At 65.1% G+C, this 20,795-nt stretch carries 14 protein-coding genes and 3 rRNA genes (1 of these 17 only partly in view); 13 read left to right on the top strand and 4 right to left on the bottom strand.

What is annotated here, in order from left to right; all coding sequences use genetic code 11:
- The 3 genes from ACM2ZB_RS13465 to rrf (ACM2ZB_RS13455) all read left to right on the top strand — a co-directional run.
- Nucleotides 1–2,805 (top strand): 23S ribosomal RNA (locus ACM2ZB_RS13465) (it extends 73 nt beyond the left edge of the window).
- A gap of 125 nt (nt 2,806–2,930) precedes the next feature.
- A 5S ribosomal RNA gene (gene rrf / locus ACM2ZB_RS13460) occupies nt 2,931–3,045 on the top strand.
- A 133-nt stretch (nt 3,046–3,178) separates the two neighbouring features.
- A 5S ribosomal RNA gene (gene rrf, locus ACM2ZB_RS13455) occupies nt 3,179–3,293 on the top strand.
- A gap of 220 nt (nt 3,294–3,513) precedes the next feature.
- Here the strand turns inward: rrf (ACM2ZB_RS13455) and ACM2ZB_RS13450 are convergent.
- Nucleotides 3,514–5,220 (bottom strand): M28 family metallopeptidase, encoded by a 1,707-nt coding sequence (locus ACM2ZB_RS13450; protein WP_416055815.1) that lies wholly within the window; start codon nt 5,218–5,220, stop codon nt 3,514–3,516.
- An 85-nt stretch (nt 5,221–5,305) separates the two neighbouring features.
- Nucleotides 5,306–5,968, bottom strand: a complete 663-nt coding sequence (locus tag ACM2ZB_RS13445) for a hypothetical protein (RefSeq protein WP_313442987.1) — start codon at nt 5,966–5,968, stop codon at nt 5,306–5,308.
- A 94-nt stretch (nt 5,969–6,062) separates the two neighbouring features.
- Between ACM2ZB_RS13445 and ACM2ZB_RS13440 the strand changes: the two genes are divergently transcribed.
- Both ACM2ZB_RS13440 and ACM2ZB_RS13435 read left to right on the top strand, forming a co-directional pair.
- Complete coding sequence (locus ACM2ZB_RS13440) at nt 6,063–7,367, top strand: murein hydrolase activator EnvC family protein (protein ID WP_416055814.1); 1,305 nt, start codon at nt 6,063–6,065, stop codon at nt 7,365–7,367.
- 107 nt (nt 7,368–7,474) lie between these two features.
- Entirely contained in the window at nt 7,475–8,929 is a 1,455-nt protein-coding gene (locus ACM2ZB_RS13435) for a S41 family peptidase (protein WP_416055813.1), read from the top strand.
- 97 nt (nt 8,930–9,026) lie between these two features.
- Here ACM2ZB_RS13435 and ACM2ZB_RS13430 read toward each other — a convergent pair whose 3' ends face one another.
- Nucleotides 9,027–9,719 (bottom strand): rhomboid family intramembrane serine protease, encoded by a 693-nt coding sequence (locus ACM2ZB_RS13430; RefSeq protein WP_313442997.1) that lies wholly within the window; start codon nt 9,717–9,719, stop codon nt 9,027–9,029.
- A 227-nt stretch (nt 9,720–9,946) separates the two neighbouring features.
- On the opposite strand from ACM2ZB_RS13430, the gene ACM2ZB_RS13425 reads away from it, so the two are divergent.
- From ACM2ZB_RS13425 to ACM2ZB_RS13415, 3 genes are all read left to right on the top strand, one after another.
- The gene (locus ACM2ZB_RS13425) at nt 9,947–11,380 is read left to right on the top strand and encodes an outer membrane protein transport protein (protein WP_416055812.1); all 1,434 of its coding nucleotides are present in this window, start codon (nt 9,947–9,949) and stop codon (nt 11,378–11,380) included.
- 282 nt (nt 11,381–11,662) lie between these two features.
- Nucleotides 11,663–12,262: a nicotinamide riboside transporter PnuC gene (gene pnuC / locus ACM2ZB_RS13420; protein ID WP_416055811.1), complete on the top strand. Its 600-nt coding sequence runs from the start codon at nt 11,663–11,665 to the stop codon at nt 12,260–12,262.
- Entirely contained in the window at nt 12,249–13,316 is a 1,068-nt protein-coding gene (locus ACM2ZB_RS13415) for an AAA family ATPase (protein WP_416055810.1), read from the top strand. Before pnuC ends, ACM2ZB_RS13415 begins: the two co-directional genes overlap by 14 nt.
- Nucleotides 13,317–13,372: 56 nt before the next feature.
- Here the strand turns inward: ACM2ZB_RS13415 and putA are convergent, their stop codons facing one another.
- Nucleotides 13,373–16,591 (bottom strand): bifunctional proline dehydrogenase/L-glutamate gamma-semialdehyde dehydrogenase PutA, encoded by a 3,219-nt coding sequence (gene putA / locus ACM2ZB_RS13410; RefSeq protein ID WP_416055809.1) that lies wholly within the window; start codon nt 16,589–16,591, stop codon nt 13,373–13,375.
- Between the two features lie 274 nt (nt 16,592–16,865).
- On the opposite strand from putA, the gene ACM2ZB_RS13405 reads away from it, so the two are divergent.
- Genes ACM2ZB_RS13405 through ACM2ZB_RS13385 form a run of 5 tightly spaced genes read left to right on the top strand, consistent with a single transcriptional unit; the run spans nt 16,866 to nt 20,782 of the window.
- On the top strand, nt 16,866–17,342 hold the full coding sequence (locus tag ACM2ZB_RS13405; protein ID WP_313443008.1) for a DUF2244 domain-containing protein: 477 nt from the start codon (nt 16,866–16,868) through the stop codon (nt 17,340–17,342).
- A gap of 11 nt (nt 17,343–17,353) precedes the next feature.
- Nucleotides 17,354–18,313 carry a cytochrome c oxidase subunit II gene (coxB, locus tag ACM2ZB_RS13400; protein ID WP_416055808.1) on the top strand — a complete coding sequence of 320 codons (960 nt, stop codon included), beginning with the start codon at nt 17,354–17,356 and terminating at the stop codon, nt 18,311–18,313.
- Nucleotides 18,314–18,372: 59 nt separating this feature from the next.
- The gene (gene ctaD, locus ACM2ZB_RS13395) at nt 18,373–19,980 is read left to right on the top strand and encodes a cytochrome c oxidase subunit I (protein ID WP_108767495.1); all 1,608 of its coding nucleotides are present in this window, start codon (nt 18,373–18,375) and stop codon (nt 19,978–19,980) included.
- Between the two features lie 8 nt (nt 19,981–19,988).
- Nucleotides 19,989–20,195 (top strand): hypothetical protein, encoded by a 207-nt coding sequence (locus ACM2ZB_RS13390; protein WP_108751937.1) that lies wholly within the window; start codon nt 19,989–19,991, stop codon nt 20,193–20,195.
- Nucleotides 20,192–20,782: a cytochrome c oxidase assembly protein gene (locus ACM2ZB_RS13385; RefSeq protein ID WP_416055807.1), complete on the top strand. Its 591-nt coding sequence runs from the start codon at nt 20,192–20,194 to the stop codon at nt 20,780–20,782. The genes ACM2ZB_RS13390 and ACM2ZB_RS13385 overlap by 4 nt, the downstream gene beginning before the upstream one ends.
- The last annotated feature ends 13 nt before the right edge of the window (nt 20,783–20,795 follow it).

Raw genomic sequence — 20,795 nt, 5'->3', positions numbered from 1 at the left:
AGTATCGGGGAGCTGGCAACAAGCTTTGATCCGGTAATGTCCGAATGGGGAAACCCACCCGCTTGCGGGTATCCTGCAGTGAATACATAGCTGCTGGAAGCGAACCTGGTGAACTGAAATATCTAAGTAACCAGAGGAAAAGAAATCAACCGAGATTCCGTAAGTAGCGACGAGCGAACGCGGACTAGCCCTTAAGCTGATTTGGTTCTAGGAAAACACTCTGGAAAGAGTGGCCATAGAAGGTGATAGCCCTGTATCTGAAAGGGCCATTTCAGTGAAGACGAGTAGGGCGGGGCACGTGAAACCCTGTCTGAACATGGGGGGACCATCCTCCAAGGCTAAATACTACTGACCGACCGATAGTGAACCAGTACCGTGAGGGAAAGGCGAAAAGAACCCCGGAGAGGGGAGTGAAATAGATCCTGAAACCGTGTGCGTACAAGCAGTAGGAGCTCCGCAAGGAGTGACTGCGTACCTTTTGTATAATGGGTCAGCGACTTACTGTTCGTGGCAAGCTTAACCGTATAGGGGAGGCGAAGGGAAACCGAGTCTGATAAGGGCGCATAGTCGCGGGCAGTAGACCCGAAACCGGGTGATCTAGTCATGGCCAGGGTGAAGGTGCCGTAACAGGTACTGGAGGCCCGAACCCACGTCTGTTGCAAAAGACGGGGATGAGCTGTGATTAGGAGTGAAAAGCTAATCGAACCCGGAGATAGCTGGTTCTCCTCGAAAGCTATTTAGGTAGCGCCTCATATGTATCCTCTCGGGGGTAGAGCACTGTTATGGCTAGGGGGTCATCGCGACTTACCAAACCATTGCAAACTCCGAATACCGAGACGGACTGTATGGGAGACACACGGCGGGTGCTAACGTCCGTCGTGAAAAGGGAAACAACCCAGACCCACAGCTAAGGTCCCAAATTTTGTGCTAAGTGGAAAACCATGTGGAAAGGCACAGACAGCCAGGAGGTTGGCTTAGAAGCAGCCACCCTTTAAAGAAAGCGTAATAGCTCACTGGTCGAGTCGGTCTGCGGGGAAGATTTAACGGGGCTAAGCACAGAACCGAAGCTTGGGGTGCATACTTTGTATGCGCGGTAGAGGAGCGTTCCGTAAGCCGTTGAAGGTGGATTGAGAAGTCTGCTGGAGGTATCGGAAGTGCGAATGCTGACATGAGTAACGATAATGCGGGTGAAAAACCCGCACGCCGAAAGCCCAAGGTTTCCTTGCGCAACGTTAATCGGCGCAGGGTGAGTCGGCCCCTAAGGCGAGGACGAAAGTCGTAGTCGATGGGAAGCAGGTTAATATTCCTGCACCTCGCGTAAGTGCGATGGAGGGACGGAGAAGGTTAGGTGTACCAGGCGTTGGTTGTCCTGGGGAAAGGCGGTAGGTTTGGATCTTTGGCAAATCCGGGATCCTTTAAGACCGAGCACCGAGACGAGCCTTTATGGCGAAGTCACTGATACCACGCTTCCAGGAAAAGCTCCTAAGCTTCAGCTTACGCAGACCGTACCGTAAACCGACACAGGTGGGTAGGATGAGAATTCTCAGGCGCTTGAGAGAACTCGGGTGAAGGAACTAGGCAACATGGCACCGTAACTTCGGGAGAAGGTGCACCCTTTTTGGTGGCTCGTGCGAGCTATAGCTGAAGAGGGTCGCAGTAACCAGGCCGCTGCGACTGTTTATCAAAAACACAGCACTCTGCAAACACGAAAGTGGACGTATAGGGTGTGACGCCTGCCCGGTGCTGGAAGGTTAATTGATGGGGTCAGCCGCAAGGCGAAGCTCTTGATCGAAGCCCCAGTAAACGGCGGCCGTAACTATAACGGTCCTAAGGTAGCGAAATTCCTTGTCGGGTAAGTTCCGACCTGCACGAATGGCGTAACGACAGCGGCGCTGTCTCCACCCGAGACTCAGTGAAATTGAAATCGCTGTGAAGATGCAGCGTTCCCGTGGCAAGACGGAAAGACCCCGTGAACCTTTACTATAGCTTTACACTGAACGTTGAGTTCGTCTGTGTAGGATAGGTGGGAGGCTATGAAACTGTGGCGCTAGCTGCAGCGGAGCCATCCTTGAAATACCACCCTGTCGTGCTTGACGTTCTAACCTGGGCCCATTATCTGGGTCGGGGACCGTGTATGGTGGGTAGTTTGACTGGGGCGGTCTCCTCCTAAAGAGTAACGGAGGAGCTCGAAGGTACGCTCAGCGCGGTCGGACATCGCGCACTGTGTGCAAAGGCATAAGCGTGCTTGACTGCAAGATCGACGGATCAAGCAGGTAGGAAACTAGGACTTAGTGATCCGGTGGTTCTGTATGGAAGGGCCATCGCTCAACGGATAAAAGGTACTCCGGGGATAACAGGCTGATACCGCCCAAGAGTTCATATCGACGGCGGTGTTTGGCACCTCGATGTCGGCTCATCACATCCTGGGGCTGTAGTCGGTCCCAAGGGTATGGCTGTTCGCCATTTAAAGTGGTACGCGAGCTGGGTTCAGAACGTCGTGAGACAGTTCGGTCCCTATCTGCCATGGGCGTTGGAGATTTGAGAGGGGCTGCTCCTAGTACGAGAGGACCGGAGTGGACGAACCTCTGGTGTTCCGGTTGTCACGCCAGTGGCATTGCCGGGTAGCTATGTTCGGAAGCGATAACCGCTGAAAGCATCTAAGCGGGAAGCGCGCCTCAAGATGAGATCTCCCGGGGCACAAGCCCCCTGAAGGAACCATATAGACTATGTGGTTGATAGGTCAGGTGTGTAAGTACAGCAATGTATTGAGCTAACTGATACTAATGATCCGTGTGGCTTGACCATATAACCTCAAGTTGCCTTGGCTTTACGACAGCGTCGTAAGAGCATCCAAGTGCACGCTACGTCACAAGAACTATGCGAGGCTGGCGCCTTGTCCCCCGGGACGAGTGCGACTCTCCAAAAGCCTCCCTGGTGAAATTAGCGCTGTGGAACCACCCGATCCCATCCCGAACTCGGAAGTGAAACGCAGCTGCGCCGATGGTAGTGTGGCTCAAGCCATGCGAGAGTAGGTCATCGCCAGGGTTTATACCCAAAAACCCCGCTGCTTACGCAGCGGGGTTTTTTCTTATTAAGTGAAGGCATCGCTTTTCCGGGTACCTTCCGCCCCAAGGGCAAGATCGCGAGCTGGCGCTGCAAGCGCTGCTGCAACCGTCTCCCTGGTGAAATTAGCGCTGTGGAACCACCCGATCCCATCCCGAACTCGGAAGTGAAACGCAGCTGCGCCGATGGTAGTGTGGCTCAAGCCATGCGAGAGTAGGTCATCGCCAGGGTTTACACCCAAAACCCCGCTGCTTGCGCAGCGGGGTTTTTCTTTGCGCAGGGGAAAAGCGGTAGTGCCGTCCGCTGGCCCGCACCCCATGGATCCCACAGGTGGCGAACCCGGCAGATCCACGCCATGCGTGGATGGCCCGCCCACCGCGCACAAAAAAAGCGGCGCCCCGTAGGGCGCCGCCTGGACCTCAAAACCCATCAGTCGAGCATGGCTCGACTTTACGGGGCCGGGGCCTTGTTCTTCATCATCTCGTCGCGGGCCGCCTTGAAGGGGTTGCCCTCGTACCAGTTCGGCCAACGATCGCCGCCGGCCAGCTCCTTGCCCACGCCATACATCAGCTGCAGGTCTTCAACGGTACCGTCCAGCTTCCACGTGGCCGGATCGAACTCGTCCTTCGGGCCGTGGTAGCGGTTGTTGCCGTAGTCGGTCGCGGCGTTGCGGCCCGCTTCCACGCCACCGTCGCGCAGGTCTTCACCGCCGTCGGCATACAGCGCCGGCACGCCGGCCTTGGCGAAGTTGAAGTGGTCCGAGCGGAAGTAGAAGCCGCTCTGCACCGAGGTTTCGCCATGCAGGGTACGGTCCTGTGCAGCGGCCAGCGGCTTGAGGATGTCTTCCAGTTCCGAACTGCCGAAGCCGGTCACCGTCACGTCCTTGGCACGACCGGCCACCGACATGGCGTCGATGTTGATCACACCGGCAATCTTGTCCAGCGGGAAGGTCGGGTGGGCCACGTAGTACTTCGAACCCAGCAGACCGGATTCTTCCAGGGTCACGGCCAGGAACACCACCGAACGCTCCGGCTTGGGATCCTGGTGGGCCATCGCTTCAGCCACTTCCAGGATGCCGGCCACGCCGGTCGCGTTGTCGACCGCACCGTTGTAGATGTTGTCGCCTTCTTCGCCTTCATGCTTGCCCAGGTGGTCCCAGTGGGCCATGTACAGCACGGCTTCGTCGGCACGCTTGCTGCCCGGCAGCACGCCCACCACGTTGCGCGACTGCTTCTGCGCGATCTGGCTCTTCAGGTCCACCGCAGCGGTGGCCTTCAGCGGTACCGGCTTGAAGCCGCGCTTGCTGGCGTCCTTGTAGGCCTGTTCCAGGTCCAGGCCGGCGCCGGCGAACAGCGCCTTGGCGGCCTCCGCACTCAGCCAGCCCTGCACCGGAATGCGGGCATCCGGATCATCCTTGGCCGGCAGGTCGTACTGCGGGCCGGCCCACGAGTTCTTCACCACATCCCACCCATAGGAGGCGCCGGCGGTGTCGTGCACGATCAGCGCGGCGGCGGCGCCCTTGCGTGCGGCTTCCTCGAACTTGTAGGTCCAGCGCCCGTAGTAGGTCATGCGCTTGCCGTCGAACAGCTTCTCGTCGCCGACGTGGAACCCCGGATCGTTGACGAACATGACGACCGTCTTGCCCTTCCAGTCCTGGCCAGCGTAGTCGTTCCACTTCTGCTCCGGCGCATCCACGCCGTAGCCGACGAACACCAGATCGCTGGCGTCGACCTTCACCTCGGCCTGGCCGGTGCGGGTACCCACCACCATGTCGGTGCCGAACTTCAGGTCGGTGGTCTTGCCACCCTGGGTGATCTTCAGCACGGTCGATTCATCGGCCGTGGTTTCGGTCATCGGCACGTCCTGGAACCAGCTGTCGCCGTTGCCGGGCTGCAGGCCGATGCGCTGCATCTGGTCGCGGATGTAGTTGACCGTCAGTTCTTCGCCCTTGCTGCCCGGGGCGCGGCCTTCGAATTCGTCCGAGGCCAGCGTCTTGACCATCTCGCCGAAGTCGGCGGCATTGATGTCGGCGGAGAACTGATGGGCGGCCGGCTTCGGTGCGGGATCGGCGCTGGCGGCCGGGGCCGGGGTCTGTTCGCCTTTGCAGGCGCTGAGCGCGGCCGCAGCGGCCAGGCACAGGAGGAGTTTGCGGGGCATCGTCGTTTCCTGGATACACGAGGGATGACCGCGCCGGGCGCGGCCGGTGAAGGGGAGCATTCCCCGTACTGCAGCGCGGGCGGACTCAGTCCGCCGGCGCGGTGTCAGTGTCGAACGGGATCGGCTCGGCGCCGGTGATCGGCCCCACGCGTGCGCTGCGGTGCACGTACAGCACCACTTCGCGCTCGAACAGCAGCGAACCTTCGACCACGGCGTTCGGGCCGATGATCACCCGCGGCTTGCGGCTGGCGGTGAGCGAAACGCTGAAGTTCGGCTTGCGCACGTGCAGGCCGCCACCCACCTGGGAACCGATGCCCACGGTGATGTCACCGTTCACCGTTTCCACGTCCTTGCGCACGCGGCTGTTGACCAGGCCGATGCCACCGTTGACCGTTTCCACGCCGCCTTCGATCTGGCTGCCGTGGTCGCTGAAGATGCTGCCGTTGACCGTGCTGACATCGCCGTGGGCGATGACTTCGCGGCCCAGGCGCACGCCACCGTTGACGGTCTCGATGCTGCCGGTGCGGGCGCGGTCGGCCACGGTCACGCCGCCGTTGACGGTATCGATGCTGCCGGTTTCCACGCCTTCGCCGACACGGATGCCGCCGTTGACGGTATCCAGCTTGCCGTAGCGCTGGCCGGGTTCGGCGCTGATGCTGCCATTGACCTTGCTGATGTTGTCCTGCGCGCCCAGCGGCCCGGCGACCAGCAGCACGCCCAACAGCAGCGGAACGGAAAGAGTTTTCATGGGGACCTCGTTGTTGTGCAGCTGGCAGGCCGCGTGCGTTGATGTCACCATTCCCCGGCACCCCCTGCAACTGCCTGAAGTCACTGGAAAGCCCTTGCGCGACAACGTCTTCCCATCACGCCGACATCACGCTGCCGCTGTACGCGGTGGGCGTTGCCTGTTGCTGGGGCTGGCCTTGGCACTGGCCCTGCCGGTCCCCAGCAGCGCGCAGACCTCTTCAACCCGCGAAGCCGAACGCAAGCTGCAGAAGCTGCGCTCCGAACTGAAGGGCGTGGCCCAGGAACGCCGGCAGATCGAAGGCCAGCGCGGGCAGGCCTCGCGGCAGCTGCGCGACGCCGATGAAAAGGTCGCCCGCAGCGGCCGTGCCCTGGCCCAGACCGAAACGGCGCTGCGCGAGCAGAACCAGGCCCTGGCCGAGGCCGAACAGCGCCGGGCCACCCTGCAGGCCAACCTGGCCCAGCAGAACCGCGAGCTGGCCGGGCTGCTGCGCGCGGCCTACCAGCTGGGCAACCATGCCCCGCTGAAGCTGCTGCTGTCGCAGGACACGGTGGCCGATGCCAACCGCGCCCTGGCCTACCACCGCTACCTGCAGCGCGAGCGCGCGCAGCGCATCGCCACCCTCACCGGCGACCTGAAGGAACTGGAGACGCTGCAGGCGCAGATCGCCGAGCGCAGACAGACCCTGCAGGGCGCCCAGCGCGACCAGAAGCAGCAGGCGGCCACGCTGGCGGCCGATCGCCGCGACCGCGCGCAGACCGTGGCATCGCTGGAAGAACGCTTCAAGGACCGCAGCGAGAAGGAACAGGCGCTGGGCCAGGATGCCAAGGCGCTGGAAACGCTGCTGGCCAACCTGCGTGCTGCTGCAGCCCGTGCCGAGGCCGAGCGCCGCGCCGCCGCCCGCAAGGCCGCCGCGGAAAAGGCCGCCGCCGAGAAGGCGGCACGCCAGGCCAAAGCCGAAGGCCGCCCGGCACCGCCGACCAAGGTGCCGCCGGCGGTGGCGTCCGCACCCGCGCCGAAGGTGGGGGGCCTGGGCTGGCCGCTGTCCGGCAACCTGCTGGCCCGCTACGGCGGCAAGCTGCCCGATGGCCGTACCAGCAGCGGCGTGCTGATCGGCGCACCCGCCGGCAGCACCGTCACCGCCGTGGCCGATGGCACCGTGGTGTTCTCCGACTGGATGACCGGCTACGGCATGATCCTGATCGTCGACCACGGCAACGGCTACATGAGCCTGTACGCACACAACGACACCCTGCTGAAGGATGCCGGCGCGCGCGTGAGCCGTGGCGATGCGGTGGCCAAGGTCGGCAATTCCGGCGGCCAGGGTGTCACCGCGCTGTACTTCGAGCTGCGCCGCGGCGGGCAACCGGTGAATCCGGACAGCTGGCTGCAGCGGCGCTGAATCGCGCCGACGTGGATACGGCCGGATTCAACGGGAATTTAGCTACGCTTCGCGCATAATCGGGGCATGTGCCTTGGGCACGATGCCACCGTCGACAGGAGTGATCCATGCGCGCAGCCCGTACCGCCACCCTCTTGCTGGCCCTGTTGCCAGCGCTGTCCTGGGCGCAGCAGACCGCGCCGACCACCGCCGATACCTCCGGCCAGGCAGCGAGCAACGAGGAGGCGGTCACCTCGAAGGTGCCGCTGGAGGACATCCGCCGCTTTGTGGCCGTGTACAACGCGGTACGCGCGGCCTACGTCGACCCGGTCGATGACAACAAGCTGATGCAGTCGGCCGTGCGCGGCCTGCTGCTGGACCTGGATCCGCACAGCACCTACTTCAACAAGGAAGACGCCGAGGCCTTCGACGAACAGGCCAACGGCGCCTACGAAGGCATTGGCGTGGAGCTGCAGCAGCAGCCGGACAACGCCAGCATGAAGGTCATCTCGCCCATCGACGACACGCCGGCCGCCAAGGCCGGCATCCTTGCCGGTGACCTGATCATCGCCATCGACGGCAAGCCGATCAGCGCCATCGATGCCAGCGAACCGCTGCGTGGCCCGGCCGGCAGCAAGGTGGTGCTGACCATCGTGCGCGACGGCAAGCCCAAGCCGTTCGATGTCAGCCTGACCCGGCAGACGATCCGCGTGACCAGCGTGCGCAGCCGCATGTTGGAACCGGGCTACGGCTACATCCGCCTGAGCACCTTCCAGGCCGATACCGGTTCGGACTTCCAGAAGCATGTACAGCAGCTGCAGAAGCAGGCCGGCGGCCAGCTCAAGGGCCTGGTGCTGGATCTGCGCAGCAACCCCGGCGGCCTGCTGACCGCCGCGGTGCAGGTGGCCGATGACCTGCTCGACAAGGGCAACATCGTCAGCACCCGCGGCCGCATCAGCATCAGCGATGCACGTTTCGATGCGACCCCGGGCGATCTGCTGAAGGGCGCGCCGGTGGTGGTGCTGGCCGATGCCGGTTCGGCCAGTGCATCCGAGGTGCTGGCCGGCGCACTGCGCGACAACAAGCGGGCCCGCGTGGTCGGCAGCCGCACCTTCGGCAAGGGCTCGGTGCAGACCGTGCTGCCGCTGGACAACGGCGATTCGGTGAAGCTGACCACGGCGCGTTACTACACGCCCAGCGGCAAGTCGATCCAGGCCACCGGCATCGTGCCGGACGTGGAACTGAAGCCGGCCGCGACGCCGGAAGAAGATGCACTGCCGGCCAGCCTGAGCGATTACAGCGAGGCAACCCTGCCGGGCCACCTGCGCGGTGACGATGAAGGAACCGAGGGCTACCACGCCGGCGCGGTGCTGCCGGGCGACGGCCCGATCAACGATGCCCTGGCCGAACTGAAGAACCCGGGTTCGGTGGCGGCGCGGCTGAAGGCTGAAGCGGCCAAGGCCGATGCCGAGAAGGCCGCCAAGGCCGCCGCCAAGCCGGCGCCGAAGCCTGAAGCGAAGGTAGAGTCCAAGCCCGAAGCGAAGCCGGCGGCCAAGCCCGCCGAAACCCCGGCCAAGCCCTGAGGTAGCGCCGGGCCATGCCCGGCGATGAACTGCAGTCGAGCAAGCTCGACTCTACGACGCCGGTAGAGTCGAGCTTGCTCGACTGCGTTTCAGCAGATCAGAACCCGTGCCGCTTGCGCAGCCTGCGGGCGATGGCGGCGCGCACGTACACGCCGTACAGCAGGCCGAACAGGAAGCCGCCGATGTGCGCCCACCAGGCCACCATGCCGAAGCTCGGGCCGATATGGGCGAACACCACCTGCAGCGCCGCCCAGACGCCGATCAGCAGGTAGGCCGGGGCACGCACGAATTCCAGGAACAGGCCCAGCGGGATCACCACCCCCAGGCGCGCGCCGGGGAACAGGGCCAGGTAGGCGCCGATCATGGCCGACACCGCGCCGCTGGCGCCGATGATGATCTGGTCGGGGCTGCCCATGGTGTAGATGGCCACCAGGTTGGACACCGCGCCGCCCACCAGAAACAGCAGCAGAAGCCGCCAAGGCCCCAGCACCCGCTCGGCGGGCAGGCCGAAGATCAGCAGGAACACCAGGTTGCCCAGCAGATGGGACCAGTCCGCATGCAGGAACAGGGCGGTGAACAGCCGCAGCACGCTGCCGTCCTGCAGGGTCGCCCACCAGTCCAGCGGGTGGGTCAGGCCGGTGGACAGGGCGCCCCAGTCCAGCCAGAGGCTGTTGCGGGCATCCCCCGGGCGCGAGATCGACCACAGGAAGGCCAGCCACAGTGCCGCAAACAGCACGGGTGTGGCCCAGCGCAGGGTCGCTTTCTTGCGCGAGGGAAGGGAGACGAACATGGCGCTAGCCTAGCGTGCGTGGGCTTCCGGCGGGGGAGACGCCTGTTCATGTTTAGCGAGGGGAAAAGCCCCGTGGCTGTTATTGTTTCATTAACGGCTCTGGGTGATACTCGCATACGGCGTCGTATGTCGGGAGGGGAATCCGGCGCGTTCTGGCGGACCTTTGCGGGTCCGGTAGGCGCAGGCGCACTCAGAGCACCATCACCGCTTACCGGAGAGAGAACACGATGCAAACTGCTTCCACCATTGCCCGACTGACCCTGCTGGCCGTCGGCGTTGCCGGTGCGCTGGCCGCCGCCGATGCCAATGCCGCTGCCTTCCAGCTGAAGGAAAACAGCGCCAAGGGCCTGGGCCGTGCGTTCGCCGGCTCCACCTCTGCCGAAGGCGATGCCTCGGTGGTCGCCACCAACCCGGCCTCGATGCGCCTGCTCGATGGCACCCAGTTCCAGGGTGACGTCAGCGCCATCAGCTTCGGCGCCAAGTTCCGCGGCGAAGGCCGGAACGGTAACGGCACCCCGATTTCCGGTGGCAACGGCGGCGACGCCGGCATGATCGCCCCGGTCCCGGCGGCGTACTTCCACGTGCCGTTCGGCGAAAACGACAACATGCACTTCGGTGCCTCGCTGACCGTGCCGTTCGGCTTCAAGACCGAATACGACACCGACTGGGTCGGCCGCTACAACGGCGTCAAGACCGACCTGAAGGCGATCGACCTGGGCGTCGCATTCTCCTATGACGTCAACCCGTACCTGTCGTTCGGCGTCGGCGTGTTCGCCGAGCGCCTGAATGTCGACCTGACCAGCGCCATCGATGGCGGTTCGGTCATCAATGGCGCCCTCCAGCAGCGCGCTTCGGCTGCCGTGCTGGCTGCCGGTGGCACCCCGGCCCAGGCCGCCGCTGCCGCCCGCCAGGCCGCCGTGCAGGGCGCTCAGCTCGGCTTCGCGCCGGGTACCGCCGACGGCTACCTGCGCATCAAGGGTGACGAAGTCTCCATCGGCTACACCCTGGGCATGACCGTCAGCCCCGTGGAAGGCACCAACATCGCCTTCAGCTACCGCTCGGAAGTCGAACACAAGATCACCGACGGTGATGCGACCTTCGATTGGACCGCACACCCGAATGCTGCCGCGTTCCTGGCCACCGCCGCCCCGGGCACCTTCATCGACAGCAAGGGTCGCGCCACCATCACCCTGCCGGCCAGTGCCACGGTCAGCGTCAGCCACCGCGTCAATGACCAGTGGAAGATCATGGCCGACGTTTCGCGCACCGCGTGGAGCAAGTTCGACAAGGTGACCGTGGACTTCGCGTCCAACCAGCCGGACAGCGTGCTGCCGTTCAACTACCGCGACACCACCTTCGCCTCGATCGGTACCGAGTTCCGTCTGAACGACCAGCTGACCCTGCGTGGCGGCCTGGCGTACGACCAGACCCCGACCACCGACGCCCACCGCGACGTGCGCGTGCCGGACACCACCCGCAAGTGGCTGTCGCTGGGTATGACCTACGCCGCTTCGGAGAAGATGGAATACAGCGTGGGCTACACCCACCTGTTCACCAAGGACCCGAACATCAGCTCGACCTCGGCCACCAACAACACCGTGACCGGCAAGTACAAGGTGTCCGGCGACGTGCTGGCCGCTTCGATGCAGTACAAGTTCTGATCCAGGCCCTGGCCTGAAACAGCACGAAGGAAGCCCCGCGCAAGCGGGGCTTTCCTTTTATGGGTAGAGGCCATCCACGCATGGCGTGGATCTACTGGAGGTTGTGCCATCCACGCAGGGTGTCCATGGAACCGGAAGGGCCATCCGCGCATGGCGTCCATGGAACCGGAAGGGCCATCCGCGCAGCGCGTCCGTGGAACCGGAAGGGCCATCCGCGCAGGGCGTCCATGGAACCGGTAAGGGCCATCCACGCACAGCGCATGGATCGACGACAATAGCGCCATGAACCTGTCCGATCCGAACTTCCAGCTGGAGCTGGCCGCCAACATCGCCGTCGCCGGCTCGATCCTGCTGGCGGGCCGCAACAACGTGCATACCTGGTGGCTGGGCATCGTCGGCTGCGCGCTGTTCGCTGCGGTATTCGAGCGTTCGCACCTGTACGCGGACATGGTGTTGCAGTTCTTCTTCATCGCCATCAGCGTGCTGGGTTGGTGGCAGTGGCTGCGCGGCGACCACGGCGCGCCATTGCCGATCACCCCGGTGCGCCCGCGGGCGTGGGCCTGGCTGCTGCCGCTGGCGGTGGTGGCCACCTTCGCGTACGGCTGGATGCTGACCCGGCTGACCCATGCCTATGCGCCCTACATCGATTCGGCGGTGCTGGTGCTGAGCGTGATCGCGCAGATCCTGATGATGCGGCGCAAGCTGGAATCGTGGTGGGTGTGGCTGCTGGTCAACACCATCGCCGTGCCGCTGTACTACAGCCGCGGCCTGCACCTGACCTCGATCCTGTACATCGGCTTCTGGATCAATGCGCTGGTTGCCCTGCGCCACTGGCGCAACCTGATTCAGGCCGAAGCCACGGCGGCCGATGCCGCTGCCTGAGCGTGTCCAGCGCGGCCTGGTGGTGGGCAAGTTCTGCCCGCTGCACCGCGGCCATGAGCGCCTGATCGAGTTCGCCGCCGTGCGCTGCCAGCAGTTGCTGGTGATCGGCTGGTCGCAGCCGGGCTTTGCCGGCTACAGCGCCGCACGTCGCGAGCGCTGGCTGCGTGCGCGCTTCACGCTGGCGACGGTGGCGGTGCTGGATGATGCCCGCCTGGCCGCGCTCTGCGAGCAGCACGGCCTGCTGCCACGCGCGCTGCCTCGCGACGACGACAGCGAGCAGGCGCAGCGCGATTTCACTGCGTGGCTGTGCCTGCAGCTGTTCGGTGGGCCGGTGCAGGCGGTGTTTACTGGCGAGGACTATGGCGATGGCTTCGCCGCAGCCCTGGCGGCACATTTCAACGCGCCGGTGCGCCACGAACGGCTGGAGCGCACGCGCCATGCGGGCCAGGCCAGCGGCACCCAGCTGCGTGCTGACCCACATGCGCATCGCCACAGCCTTTCGCCGCAGGTATACGGGGCGTACGTGCAGCGCGTGGCGTTCATCGGGGGCGAGTCCACCGGCAAGACCACGCTGGCGCGTGTGATGGCCGAGCGTCTGGGCACGGTCTGGGTACCGGAATACGGGCGTACGCTCTGGGAAGCGCAAGGGGGAGAACTGCACGCGCAGGACCTGCTGCGCATTGCCGTGGAACAGCCACGACGCGAGGACGCTGCCGCGCTGACCGCACAGCGCTGGCTGTTCTGCGATACCACGCCGCTGGTGACCCTGGGCTACAGTGGCTGGATGTTTGCTACGGCGCCGCCGGCCCTGCAGCAGGCGGCGCTGCGGCCGTATGACCTGCTGTTCCTGTGTGCGCCGGATATTCCGTTCGACCAGGACGGCACGCGGGTGGGTGAGGCCTTCCGCGCGCAGCAGCACGCGTGGTACGTGCAGGAGCTGCAGGCGCGGGGAGTGGAATACGTGCTGCTGGAAGGCGATCTGGAAACGCGGATCGCGCGGGTGCTACACGAGCTGGCCAAGCGTGCGGACAACCGGTTCAGCGTGGTGGCGTGATGGCACAAAAAACCCCGCTTTCGCGGGGTTTTTCGTTTAACGCATCAACCGGGCGATCAGTCGCCCAGGGTCAGCAGCGAGGCGTTGCCACCGGCGGCGGTGGTGTTCACCGTCACCGTCTTTTCGGTGGCGAAGCGCAGCAGGTAGTGCGGGCCGCCGGCCTTCGGGCCGGTGCCGGACAGGCCCTGGCCGCCGAACGGCTGCACGCCCACCACCGCACCGATCTGGTTGCGGTTGACGTACACGTTGCCGACATGGACGCCGTTGCTGATGCGGTCGACGGTCTCGTCGATGCGCGAATGCACGCCCAGGGTCAGGCCGTAGCCGGTGGCGTTGATCTGGTCGATCACCGCGTCCAGCTGGTCACCCTTCCAGCGGATCACGTGCAGCACCGGACCGAATACTTCCTTCTGCAGCTGGGCCAGGTCCTTCAGTTCATACGCACGCGGTGCGAAGAAGGTGCCGTTGGCGGCTTCGGCGGACAGCTCGGCAGCGGCGATCAGGCGCGCTTCGCGGTCCATGCGCTCGGCATGGTCCTGCAGGATCTTCAGCGCGTCGGCGTCGATCACCGGGCCCACGTCGGTGGACAGCAGGCCGGGGTTGCCGACCTTCAGTTCCTTCATCGCACCGGCCAGCATGGTCATCACCTTGTCGGCGATGTCGTCCTGCACGAACAGCACGCGCGCGGCCGAGCAGCGCTGGCCGGCGGAGGTGAAGGCCGAACCGATCGCGTCCTTGACCAGCTGTTCCGGCAGCGCCGAGGAGTCGGCGATGAAGGCGTTCTGGCCGCCGGTTTCGGCGATCAGCACGCCGATGGCGGCATCACGCGCGGCCATCGCGCGGTTGATCGCACGGGCAGTGTCGGTGGAACCGGTGAAGGCCACGCCGGCCACGCGCGGGTCGGCGGTCAGCGCGGCACCGACGGTAGCACCGTCGCCGGGCAGGAACTGCACCACCTCGGCCGGCACGCCGGCGTCGTGCAGCAGCTTCACGGCGTAGTAGCCGATCAGGTTGGTCTGCTCGGCCGGCTTGGCGATGACGCTGTTGCCGGCGGCCAGTGCAGCGGCCACCTGGCCCAGGAAGATCGCCAGCGGGAAGTTCCACGGGCTGATGCAGACGAACACGCCACGGCCGTGCAGCTGCAGCTCGTTGGATTCACCGGTCGGGCTGGGCAGCTTCTCGGCATGGCTGAACTGCTCGCGCGCCTGCTTGGCGTAGTAGCGCAGGAAGTCCACCGCTTCGCGCACTTCGGCGATGCTGTCGGGCAGGCTCTTGCCGGCTTCCTTCACGCACAGCGCCATGAACTCGGGCATGCGCGCTTCCAGCTGGTCGGCGGCGTGCTCGAGGATGGCGGCGCGGCTGGCGGCCGGGGTGCGGTTCCAGGCCGGCTGCGCGGCCACGGCATTGGCCAGCGCTTTCTGCACGGTGGCAGCGTCGGCGGCCAGCCACTGGCCGACCACTTCGCGGGTGTCGGCCGGGTTGGTCACCGGCAGCGCGGCGCCGGCCGGGTTGGCACCCGGCACCAGCGGAGCGGCCTGCCAAGGCTTCACAGCCGCGTTGATCTGCTCGGCCAGAGCGCGCAGTTCGTTGTCGTTGGCGAGGTTGGCGCCCATGGAGTTCTTCCTGTCGTGGTTCTGGCTGCGCAGCAGGTCAACCGGCAGCGGGATCTTCGGGTGGGGGATGGAGGCGAACGAGGCGACCATCTCGACCGGATCGCGGATCAGGTCGGCGATCGGCACGCGTTCGTCGGTGATGCGGTTGACGAAGCTGGAGTTGGCGCCGTTTTCCAGCAGGCGGCGCACCAGGTACGGCAGCAGGTCTTCATGCGAACCGACCGGCGCGTACACGCGGCAGGGCAGGCCCAGGCGGTCGGCCGGCACCACTTCGGCGTACAGGTCGTCGCCCATGCCGTGCAGCTTCTGGTGCTCGTACACGCCGCCGTTGGCGATGCTGCGCACCGCAGCGATGGTGTGCGCGTTGTGCGTGGCGAACATCGGGTAGATCGCGTCGGCATGGGTGAACAGGCGCTTGGCGCAGGCCAGGTAGGACACGTCGGTGTTCTGCTTGCGGGTGAACACCGGGTAGCCCGGGTAGCCTTCGATCTGCGCGCGCTTGATCTCGGCATCCCAGTAGGCGCCCTTGACCAGGCGCACCTGCAGGCGGCGACCGGCGCGGCGCGCCATGTCGGCCAGGTGGTCGATGGTGTACGGGGTGCGCTTCTGGTAGGCCTGCACCACCACGCCGAAGCCATCCCAGCCAGCCAGCGAGGCATTGCTGAACACCTGTTCGATGATGTCCAGCGACAGTTCCAGGCGGTCGGATTCTTCGGCGTCGACGGTGCAGCCGATGCCGTAGCTCTTGGCCAGCTGCGCCAGTTCCAGTACGCCCGGCACCAGGTCGGTCAGCACGCGCTCGCGCTTGGCGTGCTCGTAGCGCGGGTACAGCGCCGACAGCTTGATGGAGATGCCCGGGGCGTTGTTGACGTCGCCGTCCGGGCGGCCACCGCGGGCCTTGTGGTCGCCGCCGATGGCGTGGATCGCACGGCGGTAGTCCTCCAGGTAGCGCAGCGCGTCCTTCATGGTCAGCGCGCCTTCGCCCAGCATGTCGAACGAATAGCGGTAGCTGGCGTTGTCGCCCTTGTGCGAGCGCGACAGCGCTTCGCTGATGGTGCGGCCCATGACGAACTGGTGGCCCATGATCTTCATCGCCTGGCGCACGGCCAGGCGCACCACCGGCTCACCCACGCGGCCGACCAGGCGCTTGAAGGCGCTGGGGGCATCGGCGCGGGTGGCGTCGTTCATCTGCACCAGCTTGCCGGTCAGCATCAGGCCCCAGGTGGAAGCATTGACCAGCACCGAGTCGCTGCCGCCCAGGTGCTTTTCCCAGTCGGCATCGGCCAGCTTGTCGCGGATCAGCTTGTCGGCGGTGTCCTGGTCGGGAATGCGCAGCAGTGCCTCGGCCACGCACATCAGCAGCACGCCTTCCTCGCTGCCCAGGTCGTACTGGCGCATGAAGGCTTCGATTGCACCCTGGTCCTTGGCGCGCACGCGCACCCTGCCGACCAGGTCGGCGGCCAGCGCCTGCACCCGGGCCTGCTCCTCGGCCGGCAGTTGTGCCTGGGCCAGCAGCTCGCGCACGTGGCTGGCCTCGTCCTTCAACCAGGCGTCGGTAATGGCCTGGCGGAACGGGTTGGGGGACGCCGGCAGTTCCGGCGACAGCAGCGCGCCCGGACGCGGGGCGTCGTGGGCGGCGGGGGAGGAGGAGGGTGCGTTCATGCCGATCCGGCCAGTGGAAAACTTGGCGATTTTAATCATTTTTGCGCCCTGCGGAAGTGCCCCGCAGACACCTTTGTAGAGGGCTGATAGGCCGTAGCGGTGGTGGATTCAGCGTGTTCAGAAAGCTTGTCAGGATTTGTGCTGAATTCGTCATTCGCGCCGCCGGGCTCATGCTGTATTGCAACATGGGAAAAAGTGTGAATGGACCCTTGCTACCGGTGAGAGGGCGGGGCTACCATCGAGACGTTTCCCGCGGCAGGAACGCGGTTGCGACATGATCGAGGTGCTTCCAGCTCCGGATGGGTCAGGTACGCAGCTGCGGCTGCGTCCCCCACGGGCGCTCGATGCCCGGCAGTTCGTCCTGTTGTTTGCCGTGTTGTCGGGAGCGATGTGGCTGGTGTCCGCCTTCGGGTGGGTGGCCGGCAACGCATTCGCCCCCCTGTTCGCGCTGCTGTACAGCCTGTTGCTGGCAGCCGCCTTGCGCGCCTTGTGGCGCAGCGGTGAACGGCAGGAGGAGATCCGGGTGGTGCCGGCGTACGTGGAGGTCATCCCCGTGCCCGGTGGATCGCCGGTGTTCCGGGCCCACCCCCATTGGGTGCGCCTGCTCACCGATGACGAGAGGGTCCGGCTGGCATCCAGCGGCCGGCAGGTGGAGGTGGGGAGTTTCCTCGCGCCGGCCGAACGCCAGACGCTCGCTGAAATGCTTGAAGGCTTGCTCGCCGCCAGCGATGGCGGCAACCGACGACGCTAAGGGTCTAGGCAATGAAGCAAAGCAGCAGGTGGGGCACGAAGTGCGTTGCAGCGGTCGCCGCCATGGTGGCCGGGGGACTGGTTCCGGCGTGGGCATGGGCGCAGGCCGCCGATCCCAAGCCATGGCAGTTGAACATGGGCAAGGGGGTCACCCAGACCTCGCGCCTGGCCTGGGAGTCGAACAACCTGTCGTTGATCATCTGCACGGTGATCGGCGTCATCGTGTTCGGCGCGATGGGCTATGCCATCTTCAAGTTCCGCAAATCCAAGGGCGCCGTCGCCGCCACCTTCAGCCACAACACCAAGGCCGAGGTGATCTGGACGGTGATCCCGGTGATCATCCTGATCGTGATGGCGTGGCCGGCCACGGCCAACCTGATCAAGATGTACGACACCCGCGATGCCGAGATGACGGTGAAGGTCACCGGCTACCAGTGGATGTGGAAGTACGAGTACCTGGGCGAGAACGTCACCTTCACCAGCCGCCTGGACCGCGAGTCCGACCGCATGCGGCAGAGTGGCAAGGTCCCCACCCGCGAAAGCCACCCGCATTACCTGCTGGACGTGGACAACCGCCTGGTGCTGCCGGTCGATACCAAGGTGCGCTTCGTCATCACCTCCGATGACGTGATCCATGCCTGGTGGGTGCCGGCGCTGGGCTGGAAGCAGGACGCCATCCCCGGTTTCATCAACGAGGCCTGGACCAGCATCGAGCAGCCCGGGGTGTACCGCGGCCAGTGCGCCGAGCTGTGCGGCAAGGACCATGGCTTCATGCCGATCGTGGTCGAGGCGGTGTCCAAGGAAGATTTCAAGCAATGGCTGGCCCAGCGCAAGCCGGCACCGGCTGCCCCGGCCACGCCTGCGGCACCGGCCGAACCGGCGGCACCGGCAGGCGATGCACCGGCAGCGCCGGCCGCCCCCGCCGCGGCTGAAGCCGGCGCGGCCCCTGCCACCGCAGCAGGCGGCGCGTGATGTAAAGCCCGCGGCCGTCCGCGGCCGCGGCGACAACCGATTCTGAGAGGTGTTTTGCGATGGCGCACTCGGCAGTTGGGCACGACGATCACCACCACCACCAGAGCTTCTTCGAGCGTTGGTTCTTCTCGACCAACCACAAGGACATCGGCACGCTGTACCTGGGTTTCAGCTTCATCATGTTCGTCATCGGCGCCTTCATGAGCGTGCTGATCCGGCTTGAGCTGGCCCAGCCCGGCATCCAGTTCATCCGGCCGGAGGTGTTCAACCAGCTGACCACCGTGCATGCGCTGGTGATGATCTTCGGGGGCGTGATGCCGGCCTTCGTCGGCCTGGCCAACTGGATGATCCCGCTGCAGATCGGCGCGCCGGACATGGCGCTGCCGCGCATGAACAACTGGTCGTTCTGGCTGCTGCCGGTAGCCTTCAGCCTGCTGCTGCTGACCTTCCTGCTGCCGGGCGGTGCACCGGCCGGTGGCTGGACGCTGTACCCGCCGCTGTCGCTGCAGGGCGGCTACAACGTCGCCTTCACCGTGTTCGCCATCCACGTGGCCGGCATCAGTTCGATCATGGGCGCGATCAACATCATCGCCACCGTGCTCAACATGCGTGCGCCGGGCATCGACCTGCTGAAGATGCCGATCTTCTGCTGGGCCTGGCTGATCACCGCCTTCCTGCTGATCGCGGTGATGCCGGTGCTGGCCGGTGCGGTGACCATGCTGCTGACCGACAAGTTCTTCGGCACCAGCTTCTTCAACGCCGCCGGCGGCGGTGACCCGGTGATGTTCCAGCACATCTTCTGGTTCTTCGGCCATCCCGAGGTCTACATCATGATCCTGCCCGCCTTCGGCGTGGTCAGCGAGATCATCCCGACCTTCAGCCGCAAGCCGCTGTTCGGCTACCAGGCGATGGTGTACGCCACCGCCGCGATCGCGTTCCTGTCGTTCATCGTCTGGGCCCACCACATGTTCACCGTGGGCATGCCGCTGGGTGGCGAGATCTACTTCATGTTCGCCACCATGCTGATCTCGATCCCGACCGGGGTGAAGGTGTTCAACTGGGTCAGCACCATGTGGCGCGGCTCGCTCACCTTCGAAGCGCCCATGCTGTGGTCGGTGGCCTTCGTCATCCTGTTCACCATCGGCGGTTTCTCCGGCCTGATGCTCGCCATCGTGGCGGCCGACTTCCAGTACCACGACACCTACTTCGTGGTCGCCCACTTCCACTACGTGCTGGTGACCGGTGCGGTGTTCGCGCTGATCGCCGCGGTCTACTACTGGTGGCCGAAGTGGACCGGGCGCATGTACAGCGAGAAGTGGGCCAAGGTGCACTTCTGGTGGTCCATCGTGTTCGTCAACCTGCTGTTCTTCCCGCAGCACTTCCTCGGCCTGGCCGGCATGCCGCGTCGCATTCCCGATTACAGCGTGGCGTTTGCCGATTGGAACCTGATCAGCTCGATTGGTGCGTTCGGCATGTTCGCCACGCCGTTCATGATGGCCGCGATCCTGCTGTCCTCGCTGCGCAACGGTGAAAAGGCCGAAGCACGCAGCTGGGAAGGCGCGCGCGGCCTGGAATGGACGCTGCCATCGCCGGCACCGGCGCATACCTTCACCACGCCGCCGACCATCCGCCCGGGGGATCTGGCCCATGACGACATCACGCATTGAGGTGGTGCATGCATAACGAGAGCCCGCTTCCAACCGGTAGAGTCGAGCCATGCTCGACTGACAAAAAGCAGCCGAGCATGGCTCGGCTCTACAACAGCGAGAGCAACGGCGTCGAGCTGCAGCGCCAGCGCGCCAGGCGCACCGCCCTGTGGGTCGGCGCCATCGCCGTGCTGGTCTACGTCGGCTTCATTCTCAGCGGGGTGATCGGGCGATGAGCGAAGCACCGGCCACCGCTCCGTCCCGCAGCGCCGGGCTGCCGCGTCTGATCGGCGTGGCGGTGGCCGTGTTCCTGCTGACGTTTTCGCTGGTGCCGCTGTACCGCATCGCCTGTGAAAAAGTGTTCGGCGTACGCCTGGAACGCGGCCCCGGCAGCGAGGCCAGTACCGGCGCCGCCACCGGCAAGCGCACCGTGCGCGTGGAATTCGACGGCGGGGTCAATTCGCGGCTGCCGTGGTCGTTCCATCCCGAACAGCTGACGATGGACGTGGTGCCGGGCGAGCTCAACGAGGCCCTGTACTTCGCCCGCAACGACAGTGCCAACGCCGTGGTCGGCAGTGCCGTGCCGTCGGTGGCGCCGGCGCGCGCGTCGGGCTTCTTCAGCAAGACCGAATGCTTCTGTTTCACCGCGCAGACGCTGCAGGCCGGCGAAAAGCGCGACATGCCGGTGCGTTTCATCGTCGATCCGGACCTGCCGCCGGAAATCAAGACGATCACCTTGTCCTACACCTTCTACCGCAACGACGCACTCTCGGACCGGTTGGCCCCTGCGGCCACGTCCGAAGGCGCGCACGCCGCTCCCTGACCCGGATACCGAC

The organism is Stenotrophomonas maltophilia, from assembly GCF_047782825.1.
Taxonomy (GTDB): Bacteria; Pseudomonadota; Gammaproteobacteria; order Xanthomonadales; family Xanthomonadaceae; genus Stenotrophomonas.
Note: the sequence above shows the minus strand (reverse complement) of the source record. Positions and strands in the feature narration are given on the sequence as shown.